Source organism: Streptomyces sp. NRRL F-6676, assembly GCF_000725625.1.
Taxonomy (GTDB): domain Bacteria; phylum Actinomycetota; class Actinomycetes; order Streptomycetales; family Streptomycetaceae; genus Streptomyces.
The window spans coordinates 112315-132637 of record NZ_JOHS01000002.1 but is presented as its reverse complement, the minus strand read 5'-3'; the positions used below and the strand labels follow the sequence as shown (position 1 = coordinate 132637).

Sequence of the window (20323 nt, the reverse complement as noted above, 5' to 3'; positions counted from 1 at the left end):
CTCACCCTCCCCTGAGCGCCAGCAGGCTGGCCCTGACCTGGTCGATCCGGGCCCGTACGTCGTCCCACCGCTCCCCGTGCTCCCGCAGCACCCGCTCCGTGTCCCGCGCGATCTGCTCCTCGCGGGCCCTGGCCTCGGCCACCAGTTCCTCCGCCCGCGTCCGCGCCGCCGCCTCCTCGCGCTCGGCGTCCTCCGCCGCCCGGGCCAGCGCCCGTTCCGCCTCCGCGAGGCCCGCCTCGGCCTCGGCCGTCCGTTCCGCGCAGCGCGCGTCCAGTTCCGCCGTCCGCTCGGCGGCGGCCCGGTCGACCTCGGCGAACCGCTCCGCCCGCTCGCGCTCGCGGTCGTCCAGCAGCGCCTGGGTCCGCTCCCGGGCCTCCCGCATCGCCGCGAGGGACTCGCCGCGGCCCGCCTTCACCTCGCGCCGGGCGGCGATCCGCACCTCGTCGGCCTCCGCGCGGGCCGCCGCCAGCCGCCGTCCGGCCTGCTCCTCGGCCTCGGCCAGCACCCCGTCGGCGTACGCCCGCGCGGCCTCGGCGATGCGCCGGGCCGCCGCCTCGGCCTCGGCGGCCAGCCGCTCCGCCTCCCGGCGCCCGGACTCCCGTACGGCCTCGGCCTCCTCGCGCACGGACTCGAACAGCCGTCGCGCGCCCTCGCCGAGGCTCTCGTACGTCTGCGGGGCCAGGCCGGCCACCGCCTCCCGCAGCGGCGCCAGCTCCTCGTCCATCTCCCGGGCCAGCACGGTCAGCCGCGCCGCCCGTTCCCAGGCGGCGTCGCGGTCCCGCGAGAGGTGCCCGACGAAGGCGTCGACCCGGTCGGGACGGTAGCCGCGCCGCACGACGTCGAACTCGTACGGCACCGCCGGCGGACCGCTCAGGCTGCTCACTGGGGAACTCCTCTCCGCCCGACCCACCTGACAAGATGACGAACGGGAAATCAGAAATGATTCCGCACGTATCTGGCGCATATCTTGGTGGATCGGACGGAGACGGGGACAACGCGACACTCCGGGGAGAAGGGTCGCAAAGGGGCGCGTGGCGGCACGACGAAGGGCCGGGCGGGGGCGCACGAGTCGTACGCCCCCACCCGGCCCTGACGCGACGTCAACCGCGTGTGGACGGGGTGCGGTCAGCTCACAGCAGGCCGTCCCACATCTGCTCCAGCAGCACCGACCACCAGCTCTCCGGCGAGTTCAGCGCCGCCGGGTCCAGCGCGGCGAGCTGCGCCTGGAAGTCGACGGTCCAGCGGCCCGCCTGCTCCTGGTTCAGGCCGTAGCGCAGCCGCCACATCCGCCCGAGGAGGGCGAGGCAGCGCGCGAACTCCGGCAGCCCCGTGTTGACGAACTGCGGCGGTGCGGACTGCCCGTTCGGGCCCGCCTCCACCGGCACCGCGACGATGTTCGCCGTGCCGTACTGCACGCAGAGCGCCTTGCCGAAGTCGCTGCCCATCACGAGGTACGAACCGGCGTCGGCGGCCGGGCGCACCCCGCGCTCCTGCGCCAGCTCCGCCAGCGTCGGGACGGGACGGCCCGGCTGGGCCTGCGCCCAGAAGAACGGGCCCATGTCGACCGGGAGCCCCGCCACGACCAGCGTGTGCGCCACGACCGGCGGGACGCCCTGGCGGGAGACCGCCGTCTGGTCGAAGCGGAAGACGCCGGGGCCGAAGGCCGCGGCCAGCTCCTGTGCGATGCCCTCCGGGGGGATCGGCGGGGCGGGCGGCACCGGCGGGATCGGCGCCCGCACCGGGGCGGGGCGGGCGGGGCCGTCCGCGACCTGGTGCAACTCCCCCTGGTGCGCGAGGAGTTGCCGCATGCCCTGTTGACGGGAGGCGTGGTCGGTGCCGTACGGGGCGATGGAGGTGATCCGGGCGTTGGGCCACTGCTCGCCGATCATCCGGGCGCAGTAGGCGCCCGGGAGGTGGCAGGACTCCAGCTCGGTGTGCAGCTCCAGCACCTGGTCCGGCGGCACGTTCAGACCGCGCAGCTCGTGGAAGATCTGCCACTCCGGGTGCGGGGTGCCCGGCGCGGAGCGCCGGATGATCTGCTGCTCCGACCCGTCCTGCGCGCGGTAGCGCAGCACGGCCTGATACCCGGGCCCGACGGTGGGCTGCCCGTGCGGGGGGTAACCGTAGGCACCGCCGGGTGCGCCCGGCCCACCGGGCACGGGACCACCGACCGGCCCACCGGGCATGCCCGGGGCGCCCGGCGGGGGCGGCACGGCACCCGGGGGCGGCGGCATGCCGGGCCCGCCGATGGACGGACCGGCGAGCACGGTCTCGGCGTGGTGGACGGCGCCGGGGGTGCCGGGGGTGCCCGGCGCGCCGGGCGGCTGGGGGGCGCGGGGGCCGCCCGGGGCGCCCGGGGCCGCCGGCGGGGGCGGGACCCCCGGGCCGCCGACGGACGGACCGGCGAGCACGGTGGCGGCGTGGTGCACACCACCGGCGGGCGTACCACCCGGCGGCTGCGGCGCACCGGCACCGGGCACACCCGGCGCCTGCGGGGCACCGGGACCGGGCTGGGCGCCCGGGGTGCCCGGCGCGCTCGGCGGGGGCGGGACGCCAGGACCACCCGGCGCCCCCGGAGCACCCGGCGGGGGCGGAACCCCGGGCCCGCCGACGGACGGACCGGCGAGCACGGTGGCGGCGTGGTGCGCACCACCGGCGGGCGTGCCGTCGGACGGCAGCGGCGCACCGGGGCCGGCCGGGGCACCCGGGGTCCCCTGGGCGCCCGGCGGGGGCACCCCAGGACCGCCCGGAGCACCGGGAGCACCGGGAGCACCCGGTGGAGGCGGTACGCCAGGACCGGCCGGGCCGCCAGGGGCGCCCGGCGGAGGCGGTACGGCAGGGCCACCCGGCACCTGCGGCGCACCAGAACCGCCGGGGGCACCCGGCACCTGCGGCGGAGGCGGAACGCCAGGACCCGCCGGGCCGCCAGAAGCACCCGGCCCGCCCGGCACCTGCGGCGCACCAGGACCACTCGCGGCACCCGGCCCGCCCGGCACCTGCGGCGCACCATGACCGCCGGGGGCACCCGGACCACCCGGCGGGGGCGGAACGCCAGGACCGGCCGGACCCCCAGAAGCATTCGGCGCACCAGGACCACCTGCGGCACCCGGGGCACCCGGCACCTGCGGCACACCAGGACCACCCGGGCCGCCCGGCGCGCCCGGCGGAGGCGGCACGCCCGGGCCGCCGATCGACGGACCGGCGAGCACGGTGGCCACGTGGTGCACACCACCGGCGGGCGTCCCACCCGGCGCCTGCGGCACACCGGCACCCAGAGCACCGGGAACACCCGGCGGCTGCGCCGCGGCCGGGTCGCCCGGCGCGGCGCCAGGCCGTGCGCCCGGAGCCCCGGGCGGCGGCGCCTGGCTCGTCGCGGCGTCGGGGGTGCCCCCGGCGTCGCCGGCGGGGGCCGGCGCCTGCGGCGGATACCCGTACCGCGGGGTGCCGGAGGCGTCCCCCGGCGCCGGGTACCCGTACGACGACGGGGCCCCAGGGCCCTGCGGGGCGGTGTCCAGCGCGGGAGCCACCGTCGTCGGCGGGAGGCCGCTGCCGCCCGACATCAGCGCGGTCTTGGCGTCCGCCGCCGGTCCCGGCCCGGCGTCGCCGTCGTCCGGCCCGCTCAGCGGCGGGGCGAACACCGTCGCCGGCAGCGCGACCGAACGGTCGTCGTCCCCGTCGGCGGTGATGTCGGTACCCGTCCAGGGCGTCGCCCCCGGGGGCGCGCCCGGCAGTTGGCCCTGCGGGCCCGAGCCCCGTACGTCACCGGGCGCGGGCCACCGCGCACCCTCACCGGGCGCCCCCGGCGCGTCCGAGGCCACCGCGCGCCCGGCACCCGGAGCCGAGGAGCCACCGGCCCCCGAAGCCCCCGCCGGGGAACCGTCGGCACCCGGCGCACCAAGCCCACCCGGGTCGCCCGGCTCACCCGACGCCCCGCCGGCCCCGGCCGGCGGCGCAGCCGCCGCCCCCGGCGGGCCGTCCGCCGCGGACGGGGGCACGGCGGCCACGCCCGCGCCCCCCGTCCGGTCCCTCCGCTGGTCCGGGATGCCGAGGCGGTCCGCCGCCTCCTGGAGCCACTCCGGCGGGGTCAGCAGAAACGACGTCTGGTTCAGGTCCATCCGCGCCGGCGGTGCCGCCGGCGTCTCCGCCGGGACCGCGTCCGGACGGCCGTACTCCTCCTCGTACCGGCGGATCACCTCACCCACCGGCAGCGACGGCCACAGCGTCACCTCCCCGCTGTCCCGCGCGAGCACCAGCCGCTGCCCGCCCCCGTCCGAACGAGGCCCGTCCGCCCGGTCCTCCGCCCACACCACGAACCCGAGCTCGAACTCCCGTACCCGCACCTCACGGTGCTGGTACGCCGGCACGTCGCCGTTGATCCACTCCTCGGCGCGCTCCTGCGCCTGCGCGTAGGTCACCATCGTCCGACCTCACTCCCCCGCGGAAGACACCGGAACGGCACGGGCGAACCCGCCGTCCACCATCAGATTCGCCACCGTCTCCAGCTCCGGCGGAGAACCCGCCAACCGCCCCAGGAACGCGTCGAAGTCGTCCCCGCACGGCAGCAGCAGCCGCTCCACCCGCTCCGCCGGCGACCACGACGGATCCACGTCCCGCGCGTCGTCGTACGCGCAGAACCACACCGAACCGAGCCGCTCGCCCTTCACCTTCACCGCCAGCAGACCGCCCTGCACGAAGGCCACCCCCAGGTAGTCCTTGGTCAGATGGTCCCGCAGGCACTTGTTGACGTACACGAGGTCGTTCACCGCCGCCTCGTCCCGCACCGTGAAGAACGGCTGGTCGATCAGCAGCCCCAGCTCCGCGTCGAGCGCGGTGCCCACCGGCGCGCACCCGCCCGCCGCCTTCAGGAACGAGCGGTACGCGCCCGGCAACCGGTACCCCAGGTCCTCCTCGACCCCCAGCACCTCCTGCTCCGTCACCGCCACCGCCGACTTCGGCAGCCCGAAGTGGGCCGGCCGCGTCTCCTGCAACGGCCGCGTCCCGCGCTTGTCCTGCTCCACCCGCGCCGTCGCGATCCCGCCGTGGTGCCGCAGCAGCGCCTTCACCTCGACCGGCACCAACTCGAGCCGACGGCCACCGGGCACGTGGTGCCAGGTCCAGCCGTGCGGCGTCGCCACGTTCGGGACCGTGTCCCACAACGCGTGCCCCGACGCCGCCAGCGCCGCGTTCGCCGACACGTAGTCCGTCAGCCGCAGTTCGTCCACGCCGAAACCCTCCGGCGGCTCCGCGATCTCCGCGGCCGCCCGCGCGTACGGCGAGAAGTCGGGATAACCCTGCCCGTCCACCCGCACCCCACCGGGATGACGCGCGGCCCGGACCGGATCCGGGAACCGCACGACCTGCCCCGCGTAGGCCACGTTCGGCGGCACGGCATGTCCCCGCACCTGGTGGCCACCGGGTGGAACCCCCAGCCCGGGCCGACCTGTCGTCATGGCGATAGCCCCCTGCGGCGATCTGTGTGATGCACTGGCTCGTTGCCGCAACAGCCTATGCGGTACGCCGACACCGGTCACCGGCGCTCCGCCCGGCCCGAACCGTGACCAGCCGTCACCCCACCGTGACCGTGCGGCGAGACACGGGCGTGTCACACCGCCCCAGCTTCCACACCGGCCCCACCGTTTGGCAATCTGTGTCCGTTGGGGGGATGCGAGGGAGGGGTACACCACCATGAACGCGGCACAGACGGAACACCGGACGAACCCGTCCGGAGATCCCCGCATCGGCTGGAGCGCCACCGCGGCACCACAGGCCCCCGTCCTCCTCCACCGCCGCGACGGCATCCTCCCCACCATCGCCGCCGCCCTCTCCGTCCGCGGCACCACCCTCACCGGCACCGCCGCCCGCGGCGACCAGCCGCCCACCCTGCACCCCCTGGTCCAGGACTTCCTCGACACCCTCACCAGCGCACAACGCGACCGCGGCACCGGACGCTGCGCCGAGACGCTCCTCATCTCCCGGCACCTCACCGCCGCCGACGCCGCCCGCAGCAAGCGCGCCGCCCGCAAACCCATGACCAACGGCGAGGCCCGCAGAGCCCTCAAGCACGCCAAGCTCACCGCCCGCCGCATCCGCGAGGACGGCGACCCCCTGCACGGCAGCTTCGCCGCCCCCTGCCACGCCTGCACCGCGCTCAGCGCCCACTTCGGCGTCCGCGTCGTCGGCTCCACCCAGCAGGACTGAGGCCGCGCACAGCAGACCCGTCACGGCGGCAGCCCCCGCACGGCAGCAGACCCACCGACACCGCACCACACACGCACGCACCCGCACACCGCACGACGGCGCACACGGCGGCGGACACCCCGCCCCTCCCCCGCGCCGATGTCCCGGTCCTCGACGAACGATAGGCAGATGCACACCGACCGCACCTCCACCACCCGCTTCGCCGTCCCCGTGGACGCCGCGCTGCGCACCGCCGGCTGGGCCCCCGGACGCTGGGACATAAAGCAGGCCGAGATCTGGGCCGACACCCTGCGCGACCACACCACACCCGGCGGCCACCGGCACACCGTCTTCCCCGCCGCCGTCGAGGCCTGGGCCGAATTCGGCGGCCTACGGCTCACCGCCCAGGAGGCCGGACGCCAACTCGCCCCCGCCCCCCTGCACCTCGACCCCCTGCACGGCCTCCACCTCGCCCGCACCCTCGGCGACCTCGGCCGCGCCCTCGGCACCCAGCTCTGCCCCCTCGGCGAGGAGACCGACAGCCGCGCCCTCCTCGCCATCGACGCCGAAGGCCGCACCTACGCCCTCGACCACACCGGCGACTGGTACCTCGGCGCCGACATCGACCAGGGCCTCACCACCCTGCTCACCGGCATGACACCGGTCCGCCTCACGACGGCCTGAACGGGACGGGCGGACCGGACCCGGCGGACCCGCGCAGCCACCGGACGGACACGGCGGACCCGCCCTACGCCGACGCCGCCCCCGCCGGGATCACCGCCGACACCCGGAAACCCCCCGCATCCGTCGGACCGGACACGAACACGCCCCCCAGCGCGCTCACCCGCTCCTTCATCCCCACCAGCCCGTTCCCCCCACTCGGCAACCGGGCCGCGTCCACCGCACCCGGCTCCGGCTCCGGCGCCGGCTCGTTCTCCACCTGCATCGCGATCTCCGCCGCCCGGTGCGCCAGCCGCACATACGTCTTCGCGCCCGCCGCGTGCTTGTGGACGTTGGTCAACGCCTCCTGCACCACCCGGTACGCCGTCGACTCCACCTCGGGCGCATACCCCCGCGCCTCCCCCTCCACCGACAGATCGACCACCATCCCGGCCGCCGCCGACTGCCCCACCAACTCCTCCAGCTCCGCCAGCGTCGGCCCCTCCGGCGCCCCCTCACCCCCGCCGGACGACCCCTCGTCCACCCGCGAAGCCGCCGCGGCCGCCGCCAGACCCACCGCCGCCAACGGCACCGGCTCCACCACACCGTCGGAACCGCCCAGCACCCCGCGCTCCCGCCCCGTGAGACCGTCCCCGCTGCGCAGCACCCCGAGCATCTCCCGCAACTCGGTCAACGCCTGCCGGCCCATGTCCCCCACCAGCGCCGCGTTCCGCACCGCCTTCTCCGGATCCTTCCGCGCCACCGCCTGCAACGCCGCCGCGTGCACCACCATCAGACTCACCCGGTGCGCCACCACGTCGTGCATCTCCCGCGCGATCCGCGTCCGCTCCTCGTTGCGCGCCCACTCCGCACGCTCCTCGGCGCGCTCCGCCAGCAGCACCAACTCCCGCTCCAGCGAATCCGCCCGCTCCCGCAGACTCTCCATCAGCCGCCGCCGCGCCCCGACATACAGCCCCAGCAGCACCGGCGGCGTCGTCATCCCGAGCGCGGTCGTCAGCGACAGGAACGGCACGAACCAGTCACTGATCGCCAGATCCCCGTGCATCACACCCTGATGCGCCCGCACATACGTCACGATCAGCGTCGCGACGAACGACATCCCCGCCAGCGCCCCGATGATCCGCCGCGGCAGCTCGGCGGCGGCCAGCGTGTAGAGGCCCACCAGGCCCAGCAGGAACCCCATCTGCGCCGGCGTGATCGCGATCGCCACCAGTACGACGGCGATCGGCCACTTCCGCCGCAGCACGAGCGAGACCCCGGCGAGGAAACCGAACACCATCCCCACCGACACGGGCAGCCCCGCGTCCTGCGCGAACGGCCACCCCTCCGCCGTGCACTCCACCGCGGACACCGCCGCGAGCCCGACGTCCAGCACCGCCGCACGCCACCGGTCCCACCACCAGGGCCCGCCCCCCGGCGACGGCCCGGCACGCTCTTCCCCCGTCGTGGTCATACCCCCACCCTACGGGCGCCCGCCCGCCCTTTTCCGAAGAGTTTCCCCGATCACCACCGCCCACGCACGGTCACCGAAAGGTTGCCGGAAGCGCCCACCCGCACAACCGCATCGAGGGCTGGTGGCAGGGCATCGCGACCCAAGCCCAGGAACGTCTCGGGTAAAGTCTGAAGCGCTGTCCCCCGTGGTGTAACTGGCAGCACACTAGATTTTGGATCTAGTAGGACAAGGTTCGAATCCTTGCGGGGGAGCCACAGCGAGCAGGACCCAGGTTCGGGCCCCGGCTGTCAAGCCGGGGCCCGCTCTCATGCTCGCCCCATATCCCCCCGGTATCCTGCGGATGTCCATCTCACCCCATAAGCCGAAGGGCATTCCGTGAGCGCCAACCGTCCCCAAGCTCTCGGCTCCGCTCGAGCAGGGGAGACCCCACTCGCAGCCGTCGTCGTTCTCGCGGCGGGTGAGGGCACCCGCATGAAGTCGGCCACACCCAAGGTCCTGCACGACATCTGTGGCCGCTCCCTCGTGGGTCACGTGCTCGCCGCCGCGCGGGAGTTGGAGCCGGAGAACCTCGTCGTGGTCGTCGGGCACGCCCGCGAGCAGGTCACCGCCCACCTCACCGGCGTCGACGCCGGCGTACGCACCGCCGTGCAGGCGGAGCAGAACGGCACCGGGCACGCCGTCCGCATGGCCCTGGAGGAGCTCGGCGGCACGGTCGACGGCACGGTGGTGGTCGTCTGCGGCGACACCCCGCTGCTGACCGGCGAGACGCTGCGCGACCTGGCCGGCACGCACGCCGCCGACGGCAACGCGGTGACGGTGCTGACCGCGCAGGTGCCGGACGCCACCGGGTACGGCCGGATCGTGCGGGACGGCGCCTCGGGTGCCGTCACGGCGATCGTGGAGCACAAGGACGCCTCCGACACCCAGCGGGCGATCCGGGAGATCAACTCCGGGGTGTTCGCGTTCGACGGGCAGCTGCTGGCGCACGCGCTGAAGCAGGTGCGGACGGACAACAGCCAGGGTGAGGAGTACCTGACGGACGTGCTCGGCATCCTGCGTACGGCGGGGCACCGGGTGGGTGCCTGTGTGGCCGGTGACCACCGGGAGATCGCGGGGATCAACAACCGGGTGCAGCTCGCCGAGGCGCGCCGCATCCTGAACGACCGGCTGCTGACGCGGGCGATGCTGGCGGGCGTGACGGTCGTGGACCCGGCGACGACGTGGGTGGACGTGACGGTGACGTTCGAGCAGGACGCGGTGGTGCAGCCGGGCACGCAGCTGCTGGGTGCCACGCACGTGGGCGAGGGCGCGGAGGTCGGTCCGAACACGCGGCTGACGGACACGCGGGTCGGCGCGGGCGCGCGGGTGGACAACACGGTGGCGGTGGAGGCCGAGGTGGGTCCGGGTGCGTCGGTGGGTCCGTTCGCGTACTTGCGTCCGGGGTCGCGGCTGGGGCTGAAGTCGAAGGTGGGGACGTTCGTGGAGACGAAGAACTCCTCGATCGGCGAGGGTACGAAGGTGCCGCATCTGTCGTACGTGGGGGATGCGACGATCGGCGAGTACTCGAACATCGGTGCGGCGAGTGTGTTCGTGAACTACGACGGCGAGCACAAGCACCACACGACGGTCGGCTCGCACTGCAAGACGGGTTCGGACAACATGTTTGTGGCACCGGTCACGATCGGGGACGGTGCGTACACCGCCGCGGGTTCGGTGATCACGAAGGATGTGCCGCCCGGTTCGCTGGCGGTGGCCCGGGGCCAGCAGCGGAATATCGAGGGCTGGGTGGCCCGCAAGCGTCCCGGGAGCGCGGCCGCGAAGGCGGCGGAGTCGGCGTCCCGGGGACCGGGTGGCGAAGGCTGACCGGAAACGGGTACGTCTGAGTCGGCGTACCGTGATAAGTGCACATCCGCACCCCACCCAGCTGTGGCGATTCGCTGTGCCCAGCTGTGACACCTCTGAGGAGACTGTGCTGTGACCGGGATCAAGACGACCGGCGAGAAGAAGTTGATGTTCTTCTCCGGCCGCGCCCACCCCGAGCTTGCCAAGGAGGTCGCCGAGCAGCTGGGTGTCGGGGTAGTCCCGACGAAGGCCTTCGACTTCGCCAACGGCGAGATCTATGTCCGCTATCAGGAGTCGGCACGTGGTGCGGACTGTTTCCTGATCCAGAGCCACACGGCGCCGATCAACAAGTGGATCATGGAGCAGTTGATCATGATCGACGCGTTGAAGCGTGCGTCGGCGCGTTCCATCACCGTCATCGTGCCGTTCTACGGTTACGCGCGGCAGGACAAGAAGCACCGTGGGCGTGAACCGATCTCGGCGCGTCTGATCGCGGATCTGATGAAGACGGCGGGTGCGGACCGGATCCTGACCGTGGATCTGCACACGGACCAGATCCAGGGCTTCTTCGACGGTCCGGTCGACCACCTGTTCGCGCTGCCGCTGCTGGCGGACTACGTGGGCCGCAAGGTGGACCGGGCGAAGCTGACGGTGGTCTCGCCGGACGCCGGCCGGGTGCGGGTGGCGGACCGGTGGTGCGACCGGCTGGGCGCGCCGCTGGCGATCGTGCACAAGCGGCGTGACAAGGACGTGGCGAACCAGGTCACGGTCCACGAGGTCGTCGGTGATGTGAAGGGCCGTATCTGCGTCCTGGTGGACGACATGATCGACACCGGTGGGACGATCTGTGCCGCGGCGGACGCGCTGTTCGCGCACGGTGCGGAGGACGTGATCGTGACGGCGACGCACGGTGTGCTGTCGGGTCCGGCGGCGGACCGGCTGAAGAATTCGAAGGTGAGCGAGTTCGTGTTCACGGACACGCTGCCGACGCCGAACGAGCTGGAGCTGGACAAGATCACGGTGTTGTCGATCGCGCCGACGATCGCGCGTGCGGTGCGCGAGGTGTTCGAGGACGGTTCGGTGACGAGCCTGTTCGACGAGCAGTGAGGTTTCTGCGGCTGCCGCGGACGCGGTAGTGCGTGATCGTTTTGGGTGCGGCCTCCCCCGCCGAGTAGACTGCCCGAGTTGCTCGGCGAGGGAGGCCGTCCGCGTGTGTACCGCACATGCGTACGACTGTCCGTTATCGACGCGCTCTTCGTAGCAGGCCGTTCGTGGCCGGGTGACCGACTGTTTTCCGTCACCGTCTTCTACTACGAGGAGTGATCATCATGTCCGAGGTGAAGCTCGCCGCCGCCAAGCGCACCGAGTTCGGCAAGGGTGCCGCCCGCCGCATCCGCCGCGAGGACAAGGTCCCCGGCGTCCTGTACGGGCACGGTTCCGACCCGATCCACCTGACCCTCCCGGGCCACGAGCTGCTGCTGGCGCTGCGTACGCCGAACGTCCTGATCGCGCTGGACATCGAGGGCGCCCAGGAGCTGGCCATCCCGAAGTCCGTGCAGCGCGACCCGATCAAGGGTTTCCTGGAGCACGTCGACCTTCAGCTCGTGCAGCGCGGCGAGAAGGTCAACGTCGAGATCTTCGTGCACACCGAGGGTGAGCTGGCCCCGGGCGGCAACCTGCTGGAGCACGTGCTGAACGCGCTGCCGGTCGAGGCCGAGGCCACGCACATCCCCGAGTCGGTCACCGTGTCCATCGAGGGCCTGGAGGCCGGTGCCTCCATCCTCGCCAAGGACATCCCCCTGCCGTCGGGCACCACGCTGGCCGTCGAGGAGGACACCGTCGTCCTCCAGGTCCTGGCCGCGCAGGCCGAGGAGTCCGCGGAGGGCGAGGGCGAGGGCGACGAGGCCGCCGAGGCGTGAGCCACGGCTTCAGCCCGACGTTCTGACGTCATCGTGCGCGCCGGCCGCTGTTCCCTCGTGGGGCAGCGGCCGTCGCGTGTCCGCACCCGCACCTCATATCCGCATCCGCAGCGCAAGGAGAGATGGACGTGACGACCGACGAGGCCGCCGCACCGTGGCTGATCGCGGGCCTGGGCAATCCGGGGCCGGAGTACGCCATGAACCGGCACAACGTGGGGTTCATGGTGGCGGAGCTGCTGGCCGGGCGGATGGGGGGCCGGTTCAAGCGGGCCGGCCGGGCGCAGGCGCAGGTGGTGGAGGGGCGGATGGGTCCGCCGGGTCCGGGCAGCCGGCGGGTGGTGCTGGCGAAGCCGATGTCGTACATGAACCTGTCGGGCGGCCCGGTGAACGCGCTGCGGGAGTTCTACAAGGTGCCGTTGTCGCATGTGGTGGCGGTCCATGACGAGCTGGACATCGACTACGGGGTGCTGCGGCTGAAGCTGGGCGGCGGGGACAACGGGCACAACGGGCTGAAGTCGATGACGAAGGCGATGGGGGCGCAGTACCACCGGGTGCGGTGCGGGATCGGGCGGCCGCCGGGGCGGATGCAGGTGGCGGATTTCGTGCTGAAGGACTTCTCGTCGTCGGAGCGCAAGGAGCTGGACTGGTTCGTGGACCGGGCGGCGGACGCGGTGGAGGCGTTGGTGACGGAGGGTCTGGAGCGGGCGCAGAACACGTACAACTCGTGAGGCGGCCGGTGGCCTTCGCGGGGTGACCGGCGCCACTGGTGTCGTGAACGCGTACAACTTGTGACTTGTCTCCTTCGCGAGTTGACCGGGTGTGCGGGCATGGCCAAGGATCTCGGCCATGCCTTCTGCCGCCGTCGCATCGTCCCGGGGCTCCGTGGCGCTGCGGTTCGGGCAGCGTGCGTCGATGGCCGTGGTGTCCGCGCTGATTCTGGTGGGCGGGGTGTGGGGGTCGTGGGGGACGGCGCAGTACGTGGTGCTCACCAAGGGGCGTGAGCGGGGGACGGTCGAGGTGGCGGACTGTGCGCGGGACGCGTGCACGGGGCCGTACCGGCCGGTGTCGGCGGGGTCGGTGGCGCGTGCGGAGGTGCGGCTGGACACGTCGGTGGGGGTGCGCACCGGGGAGGTGCTGGGCGTGGTGGTGAAGCCGGGCACGAACGAGGTGGTGCGTACGGGTCCGGCCGGGATGCTGTACGCGTGGCTGCCGCTGGCGGGTGCGCTGATGCTGGCCGGGGTCGTGGTGGCGGGCGGGTTGCGCATGCGGCGTACGGCGTGGGCGATGGGCGGGACGGGGCTCGTGCTGGTGACGGCGGCGTTCGTCGCGCTTCAGTAGCCGCGGCGGTCACGGAACACGGCGGTGCCCCGGCATGACGTAACCGCCGGGGCACCGCCGTACTGGGTGACTGTGGCCTGGTCAGCCGGTGTTGCGCAGGCCCGCGGCGACACCGTTGACGGTGAGCAGCAGGGCGCGGCCGAGCAGCGGGTCGGGTTCCTGGCCGGCCTCGGCGGCGTCGCGCTGGCGCTTGAGGAGGGCGACCTGGAGGTAGGAGATCGGGTCGAGGTAGGCGTCGCGGATGGCGAAGGTCTGCTTGAGGACGGGCTGGGCGTCGAGGAGTTCCTCGCCGCCGGTGATCTTCAGGACTTCGGCGACGGTGAGCTCGTGTTCGGCCTTGATGACGTCGAAGACGTGCTTGAGGTGGTCGGGTACGAGGGTGTCGACGTAGTGCTGGGCGATCCGCAGGTCGGTCTTGGCGAGCGTCATCTCGACGTTGGAGATGAAGTTGCGGAAGAAATGCCACTGTTCGTGCATCTCGGCGAGGACGGTGTCGAGTCCGGCTTCGCGCAGTGCCTTCAGGCCGGAGCCGACGCCGAACCAGCCGGGGACGATCTGGCGGGACTGGGTCCAGCCGAACACCCAGGGGATGGCGCGCAGTCCGTCGAGGGAGACGCCGGAGCCGGGGCGGCGGGAGGGCCGGGAGCCGAGGTGCAGGTCGGCGAGCTGGTCGACCGGGGTGGAGGCGAGGAAGTACGTCGGCAGGTCGGGGTCCTCGACGAAGGCGCGGTAGGCGGCGTGGGCGGCGTCGGAGACGACGTCCATGGCGGCGTCCCAGCGGGCGAGGGCCTCGACGGACTGGCGCGGCGCGGTGTGCAGGGCGGAGGCCTGGAGGGTGGCGGCGACGGTGAGTTCGAGGTTCTCCCTGGCCAGGGAGGGGATGAGGTACTTGTCGGAGATGACCTCGCCCTGTTCGGTGACCTTGATCTCGCCCTCCAGGGTGCCCCAGGGCTGGGCGAGGATGGCGTCGTGGGTGGGGCCGCCGCCGCGGCCGACGGTGCCGCCGCGGCCGTGGAAGAGGCGCAGCCGTACGCCGTAGCGGTGGGCGACGTCGCGGAGCCGGCGCTGGGCGCGGTGGATCTCCCACTGGCTGGTGGTGATGCCGCCGAACTTGGAGGAGTCGGAGTAGCCGAGCATGACTTCCTGGACGTCGCCCCGGAGCGCGACGAGGCGCCGGTAGGACGGGTCGGAGAGCATGTCCTCGAGGATGGTGTCGGCGGCCTTGAGCTCGTCGGTGGTCTCCAGGAGGGGCACGATGCCGATCTTGGCCCAGCCGGCGTGGAGGTCCATGAGGCCGGCCTCGCGGGCGAGGACGGCGGCGGCGAAGACGTCCTCGGCGCCCCGGCACATGGAGATGATGTAGGACTCGATGACCTCGGGGCCGAAGACCTCCAGGGCGCGCTTGACGGTGAGGAAGACGCCGAGGGTCTTCTCGCCGGCGGCGTCGAGGGGGGCGGGGGTGGGGCCGAGGGGGCGGCGGGAGCGGAGTTCCTTGGCGAGCAGCTTGGCGCGGTAGTCGCGCGGCATGTCGGCGTAGCGCCAGGATTCCTCGCCGAGCCGGTCGAACATCTGGCCGAGGGCGTGGTGGTGGGCGTCGGCGTGCTCGCGGACGTCCATGGTGGCGAGCTGGAGGCCGAAGGCGGCCAGGGTGCGGATGGTGCGGTTCATCCGGCCGTCGGCGAAGAGGGCGCCGCGGTGGGCGCGCAGGGATTCCTGGACGACGGTGAGGTCGCGCAGGAGTTCGGTGGTGCCGAGGTAGTCGCGGCCGTCCTCGTGGGGGGTGCCCTTGGCGAGGCGCTGCTTGGTGTTCTCCAGCTTCTGCCGGATGCAGGTGGCCTTGAGGCGGTAGGGCTCCTCGGCGTTGAGGCGCTTGTAGCGGGGGCTGATCTCGGGGAGCCGGTCGAGGTCGGCCTTGAGGGAGTCGAGGAGTTCCTCGGTGGCGCCGGTGTATCTGATGGAGTTGGAGAGGAAGCCGCGCAGCTCGTCGATGGTCTCCAGGGCGTCGTTGATGCCGTGTTCGTGCTGGAGGATGAGGACGTCCCAGGTCACTTCGGGGGTGACGTTGGGGTTGCCGTCGCGGTCGCCGCCGATCCAGGTGCCGAAGGTGAGGGGGCGGGTGCCGTCGGGGACCTTGAAGCCGACGCGTTCGAGTTCGGCGGTGAGGTCCTCCAGGACGTCGCCGACGGCGTTCGCGTGGAGTTCGTCGAGGTAGTAGATGGCGTTGCGGGCCTCGTCGGTGGGCTCGGGGTGGACGACGCGGAGTTCGTCGGTCTGCCAGACGAGGTCGATGTTCTCGGCCAGCCGGGTGTCGTAGCGACGGCGGTCGGACTCGATGACCGGGGTCTCCAGGAGCGCGGCGATGCGCCGGAGCTTGTTGAGGACGGAGCGGCGGGCGGCCTCGGTGGGGTGCGCGGTGAAGACGGGGCGCACGTTGAGGTTGGCCACGGTCTCGCGCACGTGGTCGGGGTCGGCGTCCTTGAGCCGGTCGGCGGTGCGGGAGAGCAGTCCGCCCTCGGCGGCGCGGCGGGCGCGCAGTTCGCGGCCGCGGTGGACCTGTTCGGTGACGTTGGCCAGGTGGAAGTAGGTGGAGAAGGCGCGCACCAGCTTGGCGGCGGTCTCCAGTTCGGTGCCACGCAGCAGTTCGGCCGCGGCCTCGCCGTCCTCGCGGGTCAGCCTGCGGACCCGTTCGACCAGTTCCAGCAGCTCGGGGCCCTCCTGGCGGACGAGGGTCTCGCCCAGGAGGTCACCCAGTCGCCGGATGTCGGCGCGCAGTTCGTTGTTCGTGGTCGCGGTCTGTTCGTCGGCACTGCTCACAGGTGCGGCTCCTTGCAGTGTTGAAGCTCGTCTGGAGGGAACCCGGTGCCGGGCCGGGCGGCTGGCCCGCTTCGGCGGCCGGGCATCCGGGCAGGAATCAGAGCGGACCACGCTGTCCGACCGAATCCAAGGATAGGTGTCCATGCGGACGCGCAGACTGTTGGGCTCTTGCCGCCGGGTGACGCGCTGCCATACTTACGTTGCCGTAGGTTACGGAACCGTAGGAAAACCTGCGGCCCGTCCCCCGGCACATGCCACGATCCTCGACCCCCCAGGGGACGCTTCATGACCACAAGTTCCGACGTGATCGGCGACGCCGCCAAGGCGCCGTCGGACTCCCCCCTCCCGTCCGCCACGCTCGGTGGCGAGCAGAAGCGTTCGATCGAGCAGATCACGCTGCTCCTCTTCATCACCGTTCCGTTCCTGGCCCTGGTGGCGGCCGTGCCGCTGGCCTGGGGCTGGGGCGTGAGCTGGCTCGACATCGGTCTGCTGGTCTTCTTCTACTACCTCGGGTGCCACGGCATCACCATCGGTTTCCACCGGCACTTCACGCACGGCTCGTTCAAGGCGAAACGCCCGCTGAAGATCGCGCTGGCGATCGCCGGTTCGATGGCGGTGGAAGGGCCGCTGGTGCGGTGGGTGGCCGACCACCGCCGGCACCACAAGTTCTCCGACGCCGAGGGCGATCCCCACTCGCCGTGGCGGTACGGGGAGACGGTCCCGGCCCTCATGAAGGGCCTGGTCTGGGCGCACATCGCATGGATGTTCGACGAGGAGCAGACCCCGCAGGACAAGTACGCACCGGATCTGATCAAGGACCCGGCGCTGCGCGCGGTCTCCCGCCAGTTCGTGCTGTGGACGGCGCTGTCGCTGGCGCTGCCGGCGCTGATCGGCGGTCTGGTGACGATGTCCTGGTGGGGCGCGGTCACCGCGTTCTTCTGGGGTTCACTCGTCCGGGTGGCGTTGCTGCACCACGTGACCTGGTCGATCAACTCCATCTGTCACGCGGTGGGCAAGCGGCCCTTCAAGTCCCGTGACCGCTCCGGGAACGTGTGGTGGCTGGCCGTGCTGTCGTGCGGCGAGTCCTGGCACAACCTGCACCACGCCGACCCGACCTCCGCACGCCACGGTGTGATGCGCGGGCAGCTGGACTCCTCGGCGCGGATCATCCGCTGGTTCGAACAGCTCGGCTGGGCGTACGACGTGCGGTGGCCGTCACGCTCACGTATCGATTCCAAGCGGAACTCCGGTGAAGGCCGCGCCCGGCGCAAGGAGGACACCGCGCAGGCGGCATGATGGTCGCCGTGGCGACCGACACGAGCAGCACCTCCAGCAATGAGAAGCCGCGGCGGCCGCGCCGTACCCGGATGACCGGTGCGGAGCGCCGCCAGCAACTGCTCGAGATCGGCCGCACGCTGTTCGCCGCGAAGGGGTTCGAGGGCACGTCGGTGGAGGAGATCGCGGCCAAGGCCGGGGTGTCCAAGCCGGTGGTGTACGAGCACTTCGGCGGCAAGGAGGGTCTGTACGCGGTGGTCGTCGACCGCGAGATGCGGCGGCTGCTCGACATGGTCACCGGCTCGCTGACCGCCGGCCACCCGCGCGAACTCCTCGAACAGGCCGCGTTCGCCCTCCTGGACTACATCGAGGAGTCGACGGACGGCTTCCGCATCCTGGTCCGCGACTCCCCCATCCCCCAGTCGACGGGTTCGTTCGCCTCGCTGATCTCGGACATCGCCACGAAGGTGGAGGACATCCTGGGCCGCGAGTTCAAGAGCCGCGGCTTCGACCCGAAACTGGCCCCGCTCTACGCCCAGGCCCTGGTCGGCATGGTCGCCCTGACCGGCCAGTGGTGGCTGGACGTCCGCCGCCCCAAGAAGTCCGAGGTCGCCGCCCATCTGGTCAACCTGGCGTGGCACGGCCTGGACGGCCTGGAACCGAAGCCGCGGCTGATAGGCCACCGGAAGAACTGACGGCGCCGCTCACCCACCGCCGGCCGCTCACTCCCGCGCCGGCGGGGCCGGTTCCGTCACCGGGGCCGGTTCCGCCGCGGCGAACGGATCCGGCGCCGTCGGCGGCTGCGGCCTCGCGTCCCGGCCGCCGCCCGGCCCGTCCATCTCCCGCCATTCCGGGCGCAGCCCGGCCAGGCCCGTGGTGAGGAAGTACCCGGTCCCCGAGACGAGCAGCACCGGGACGAGCCCGGTGGCGGCCACCGCCGCCCCGGCGAGCAGCCCGCCGAGCGGGATCCCGGCCCAGGCCAGCGAGTCGCCGAGGGCGCGGACCCGGCCCAGCATCCGCCGCGGCACCCGCTCGAAGAGGACGGCGCCGAGCACCGGGTTGACGAACCCCATCCCGAAGCCGCCGACGGCGAAGACGGCCACCGCCACCCCCAGCGGGACGTCGCAGGCGAGCACCAGGAATCTCGGCGCCCCGCCCAGCAGGAACCCGCCGAAGAACACCATCCGGCGCCGCAGCCGGTGCGCGGCCACCGCGGCGATCAGGCTGCCGCCGACCGCGGCGGCCCCCATCGCGCTGCCGAGGAGGCCGAGCGCGGCGGGCCCGTTCCCGGACGATCTGGCCCAGACCGGCAGGAGGACCGTGGCGAACGCCGCGTCCAGCAGGTTGGTGATCCCCACCGTGACGACGACGGTGAGCAGCAGCGGCTCGCGGCGCAGAAAGGCGAACCCCTCGCCGAACCGCTGCCAGTAGCCCGGTTCCGCCGTCCCCGGCGGCGGGGCCTCGGCCGTCGCGCGCCCCATGGTCCGGGGCAGCACGACGGCGATGATCACCGAGCCGAGCGCGAAGCAGCCGGCGTTGACGACGAGCCCCGCCAGCGGGCCGAGCAGGGCGACGAGCCCGCCGCCGGCCGCCGGGCCGAGGGTGGAGGCCAGCCGCTCGGTCACACCGGACAGCCCGGTCGCCCGCACCAACGGCACCCCGCCGCGCTCGGCCGCCTCCGGGACCATGACCTCCTTCGCCAGGTCACCGGGGCCACGCACCGCTCCGATCACCGCGACGAGCGCCAGCAGCAGCGGGAAGGACAGCAGATGCAGGGCGTGGCAGACGGGGACGGCGACGGCGGCGGTCGCGCTGGCCAGGTCGGTGGTCCAGGACACGGTCCGCGGTCCGGCCCGGTCGACCAGTGGCCCGGTGAGCGCCTTGACCAGTACGTAGGGGGCCATCTCGCAGAACGCCACGAGCCCGGTCCGGGTGGCGCTGCCGGTGGTGACGAGGACGAACCAGGGCAGGGCCACGGCGGATATCCGGGTGCCGGTCAGCGACACGGCCATGGCGGCGAGCACGCCGCCCAGCGCGCGCGGGGAGCGCTTGCCGGGCGGGGGCCCGGCGAGCGGGGCGCCTGGGGTATGCCCTGTCACGACGGTCGCGTCCCGGTGGCGTCTCCCGGTTCGCCGGGACCGTCCGCCGGGACGGGCGCGTCGAGTTCGGGCAGCAGATGGGTGACGACGGTGACCCGCTCGGCGCCCTCGGGGGCGCGGGCCGCCGCCTCGGGCCCGTCCGTGCGGTAGCGGGCGACGACGGCCCTGAGCTCCCCGCGCAGGGCGAGGGCCTCCTCGGGGGTGAGCCGCAGCACCCAGTCGCTCATGTCGAAGGTGTCCCGCCAGGTCCGGGGCATCGTCTGGAGCTCGTTGAGCGTCTGCTGGGTGCGCAGGGTGTAGGCGGAGGCCACGGACTGCAAATACGTCAGGGTCGCCTCGGGTTCGCGGTCGGCCAGGTCGGCGTCGTTGAGCTCCGTCATCCGGTGCACGGCACGCCACCAGCGCTCCCGCGCGTTGCCGCGCTCCGCGTCCTCCTCGACGAACCCGGCCGCACCGAGCCGCCGCAGGTGATAACTGGCCGTCCCGGAATTGACGCCGAGGCGCTCCGCGAGCCGGGTGGCCGTGGACGGCCCGTACCGGCGCAGTACCCCGACCAACTGCACGCGCAGCGGATGCGCCAGGGCGCGCAGCCCCCGGGCATCGAGAACGACGGCGTCCGGAACGGCGCCCGGCTCCTCACTGATGTCGGCCATGGGCAGCACTGTAGACCGCAAAGGGTTCTTCGCAAAGACTTCTTCGCAAAGCTTCCTTCGCGGAATGGGTGT

Annotated in this window: 16 protein-coding genes and 1 tRNA gene; 10 read left to right on the top strand and 7 right to left on the bottom strand. The window is 73.1% G+C overall.

What is annotated here, in order from left to right; all coding sequences use genetic code 11:
* Position 1: 1 nt before the first annotated feature.
* The 3 genes from IO29_RS02905 to IO29_RS02895 all read right to left on the bottom strand — a co-directional run bounded on the left by IO29_RS02905 (position 2) and on the right by IO29_RS02895 (position 5450).
* Positions 2-874, bottom strand: coding sequence for a coiled-coil domain-containing protein (locus tag IO29_RS02905; protein ID WP_030377487.1), 873 nt, complete (start codon positions 872-874; stop codon positions 2-4).
* Between the two features lie 256 nt (positions 875-1130).
* Positions 1131-4418, bottom strand: a complete 3288-nt coding sequence (locus IO29_RS35875; protein ID WP_030377486.1) for an SUKH-4 family immunity protein — start codon at positions 4416-4418, stop codon at positions 1131-1133.
* A gap of 9 nt (positions 4419-4427) precedes the next feature.
* Positions 4428-5450 (bottom strand): SMI1/KNR4 family protein, encoded by a 1023-nt coding sequence (locus IO29_RS02895; protein WP_030377485.1) that lies wholly within the window; start codon positions 5448-5450, stop codon positions 4428-4430.
* A gap of 235 nt (positions 5451-5685) precedes the next feature.
* Between IO29_RS02895 and IO29_RS02890 the strand changes: the two genes are divergently transcribed.
* Positions 5686-6198, top strand: coding sequence for a YwqJ-related putative deaminase (locus IO29_RS02890; protein WP_030377484.1), 513 nt, complete (start codon positions 5686-5688; stop codon positions 6196-6198).
* A gap of 168 nt (positions 6199-6366) precedes the next feature.
* Positions 6367-6861 (top strand): SUKH-3 domain-containing protein, encoded by a 495-nt coding sequence (locus IO29_RS02885; protein WP_030377483.1) that lies wholly within the window; start codon positions 6367-6369, stop codon positions 6859-6861.
* 64 nt (positions 6862-6925) lie between these two features.
* Here IO29_RS02885 and IO29_RS02880 read toward each other — a convergent pair whose 3' ends face one another.
* Positions 6926-8311, bottom strand: coding sequence for a sensor histidine kinase (locus IO29_RS02880; protein ID WP_030377482.1), 1386 nt, complete (start codon positions 8309-8311; stop codon positions 6926-6928).
* 178 nt (positions 8312-8489) lie between these two features.
* On the opposite strand from IO29_RS02880, the gene IO29_RS02875 reads away from it, so the two are divergent.
* From IO29_RS02875 to IO29_RS02850, 6 genes are all read left to right on the top strand, one after another.
* A tRNA-Gln gene (locus IO29_RS02875) sits at positions 8490-8565 on the top strand.
* A 121-nt stretch (positions 8566-8686) separates the two neighbouring features.
* Positions 8687-10174: a bifunctional UDP-N-acetylglucosamine diphosphorylase/glucosamine-1-phosphate N-acetyltransferase GlmU gene (glmU, locus tag IO29_RS02870; protein ID WP_078618065.1), complete on the top strand. Its 1488-nt coding sequence runs from the start codon at positions 8687-8689 to the stop codon at positions 10172-10174.
* A 111-nt stretch (positions 10175-10285) separates the two neighbouring features.
* Positions 10286-11260 (top strand): ribose-phosphate diphosphokinase, encoded by a 975-nt coding sequence (locus IO29_RS02865; RefSeq protein ID WP_030377480.1) that lies wholly within the window; start codon positions 10286-10288, stop codon positions 11258-11260.
* A 221-nt stretch (positions 11261-11481) separates the two neighbouring features.
* On the top strand, positions 11482-12072 hold the full coding sequence (locus tag IO29_RS02860; protein WP_030377479.1) for a 50S ribosomal protein L25/general stress protein Ctc: 591 nt from the start codon (positions 11482-11484) through the stop codon (positions 12070-12072).
* A gap of 122 nt (positions 12073-12194) precedes the next feature.
* On the top strand, positions 12195-12800 hold the full coding sequence (gene pth, locus IO29_RS02855) for an aminoacyl-tRNA hydrolase (RefSeq protein WP_030377478.1): 606 nt from the start codon (positions 12195-12197) through the stop codon (positions 12798-12800).
* Positions 12801-12918: 118 nt separating this feature from the next.
* Positions 12919-13410: a hypothetical protein gene (locus IO29_RS02850; RefSeq protein ID WP_030377477.1), complete on the top strand. Its 492-nt coding sequence runs from the start codon at positions 12919-12921 to the stop codon at positions 13408-13410.
* An 81-nt stretch (positions 13411-13491) separates the two neighbouring features.
* Here the strand turns inward: IO29_RS02850 and ppc are convergent, their stop codons facing one another.
* Positions 13492-16224: a phosphoenolpyruvate carboxylase gene (ppc, locus tag IO29_RS02845; RefSeq protein WP_030377476.1), complete on the bottom strand. Its 2733-nt coding sequence runs from the start codon at positions 16222-16224 to the stop codon at positions 13492-13494.
* A gap of 285 nt (positions 16225-16509) precedes the next feature.
* On the opposite strand from ppc, the gene IO29_RS02840 reads away from it, so the two are divergent.
* Both IO29_RS02840 and IO29_RS02835 read left to right on the top strand, forming a co-directional pair.
* Positions 16510-17520, top strand: coding sequence for an acyl-CoA desaturase (locus IO29_RS02840; protein WP_030377475.1), 1011 nt, complete (start codon positions 16510-16512; stop codon positions 17518-17520).
* The gene (locus IO29_RS02835) at positions 17517-18194 is read left to right on the top strand and encodes a TetR/AcrR family transcriptional regulator (RefSeq protein ID WP_030377474.1); all 678 of its coding nucleotides are present in this window, start codon (positions 17517-17519) and stop codon (positions 18192-18194) included. The genes IO29_RS02840 and IO29_RS02835 overlap by 4 nt, the downstream gene beginning before the upstream one ends.
* 27 nt (positions 18195-18221) lie before the next feature.
* On the opposite strand, the gene IO29_RS02830 is transcribed toward IO29_RS02835, so the two are convergent.
* Together IO29_RS02830 and IO29_RS02825 are read right to left on the bottom strand one after the other, a co-directional pair.
* Entirely contained in the window at positions 18222-19511 is a 1290-nt protein-coding gene (locus IO29_RS02830; protein ID WP_106969739.1) for an MFS transporter, read from the bottom strand.
* A gap of 83 nt (positions 19512-19594) precedes the next feature.
* Positions 19595-20251 (bottom strand): ArsR/SmtB family transcription factor, encoded by a 657-nt coding sequence (locus IO29_RS02825; RefSeq protein WP_030377472.1) that lies wholly within the window; start codon positions 20249-20251, stop codon positions 19595-19597.
* Positions 20252-20323 lie beyond the last annotated feature (72 nt).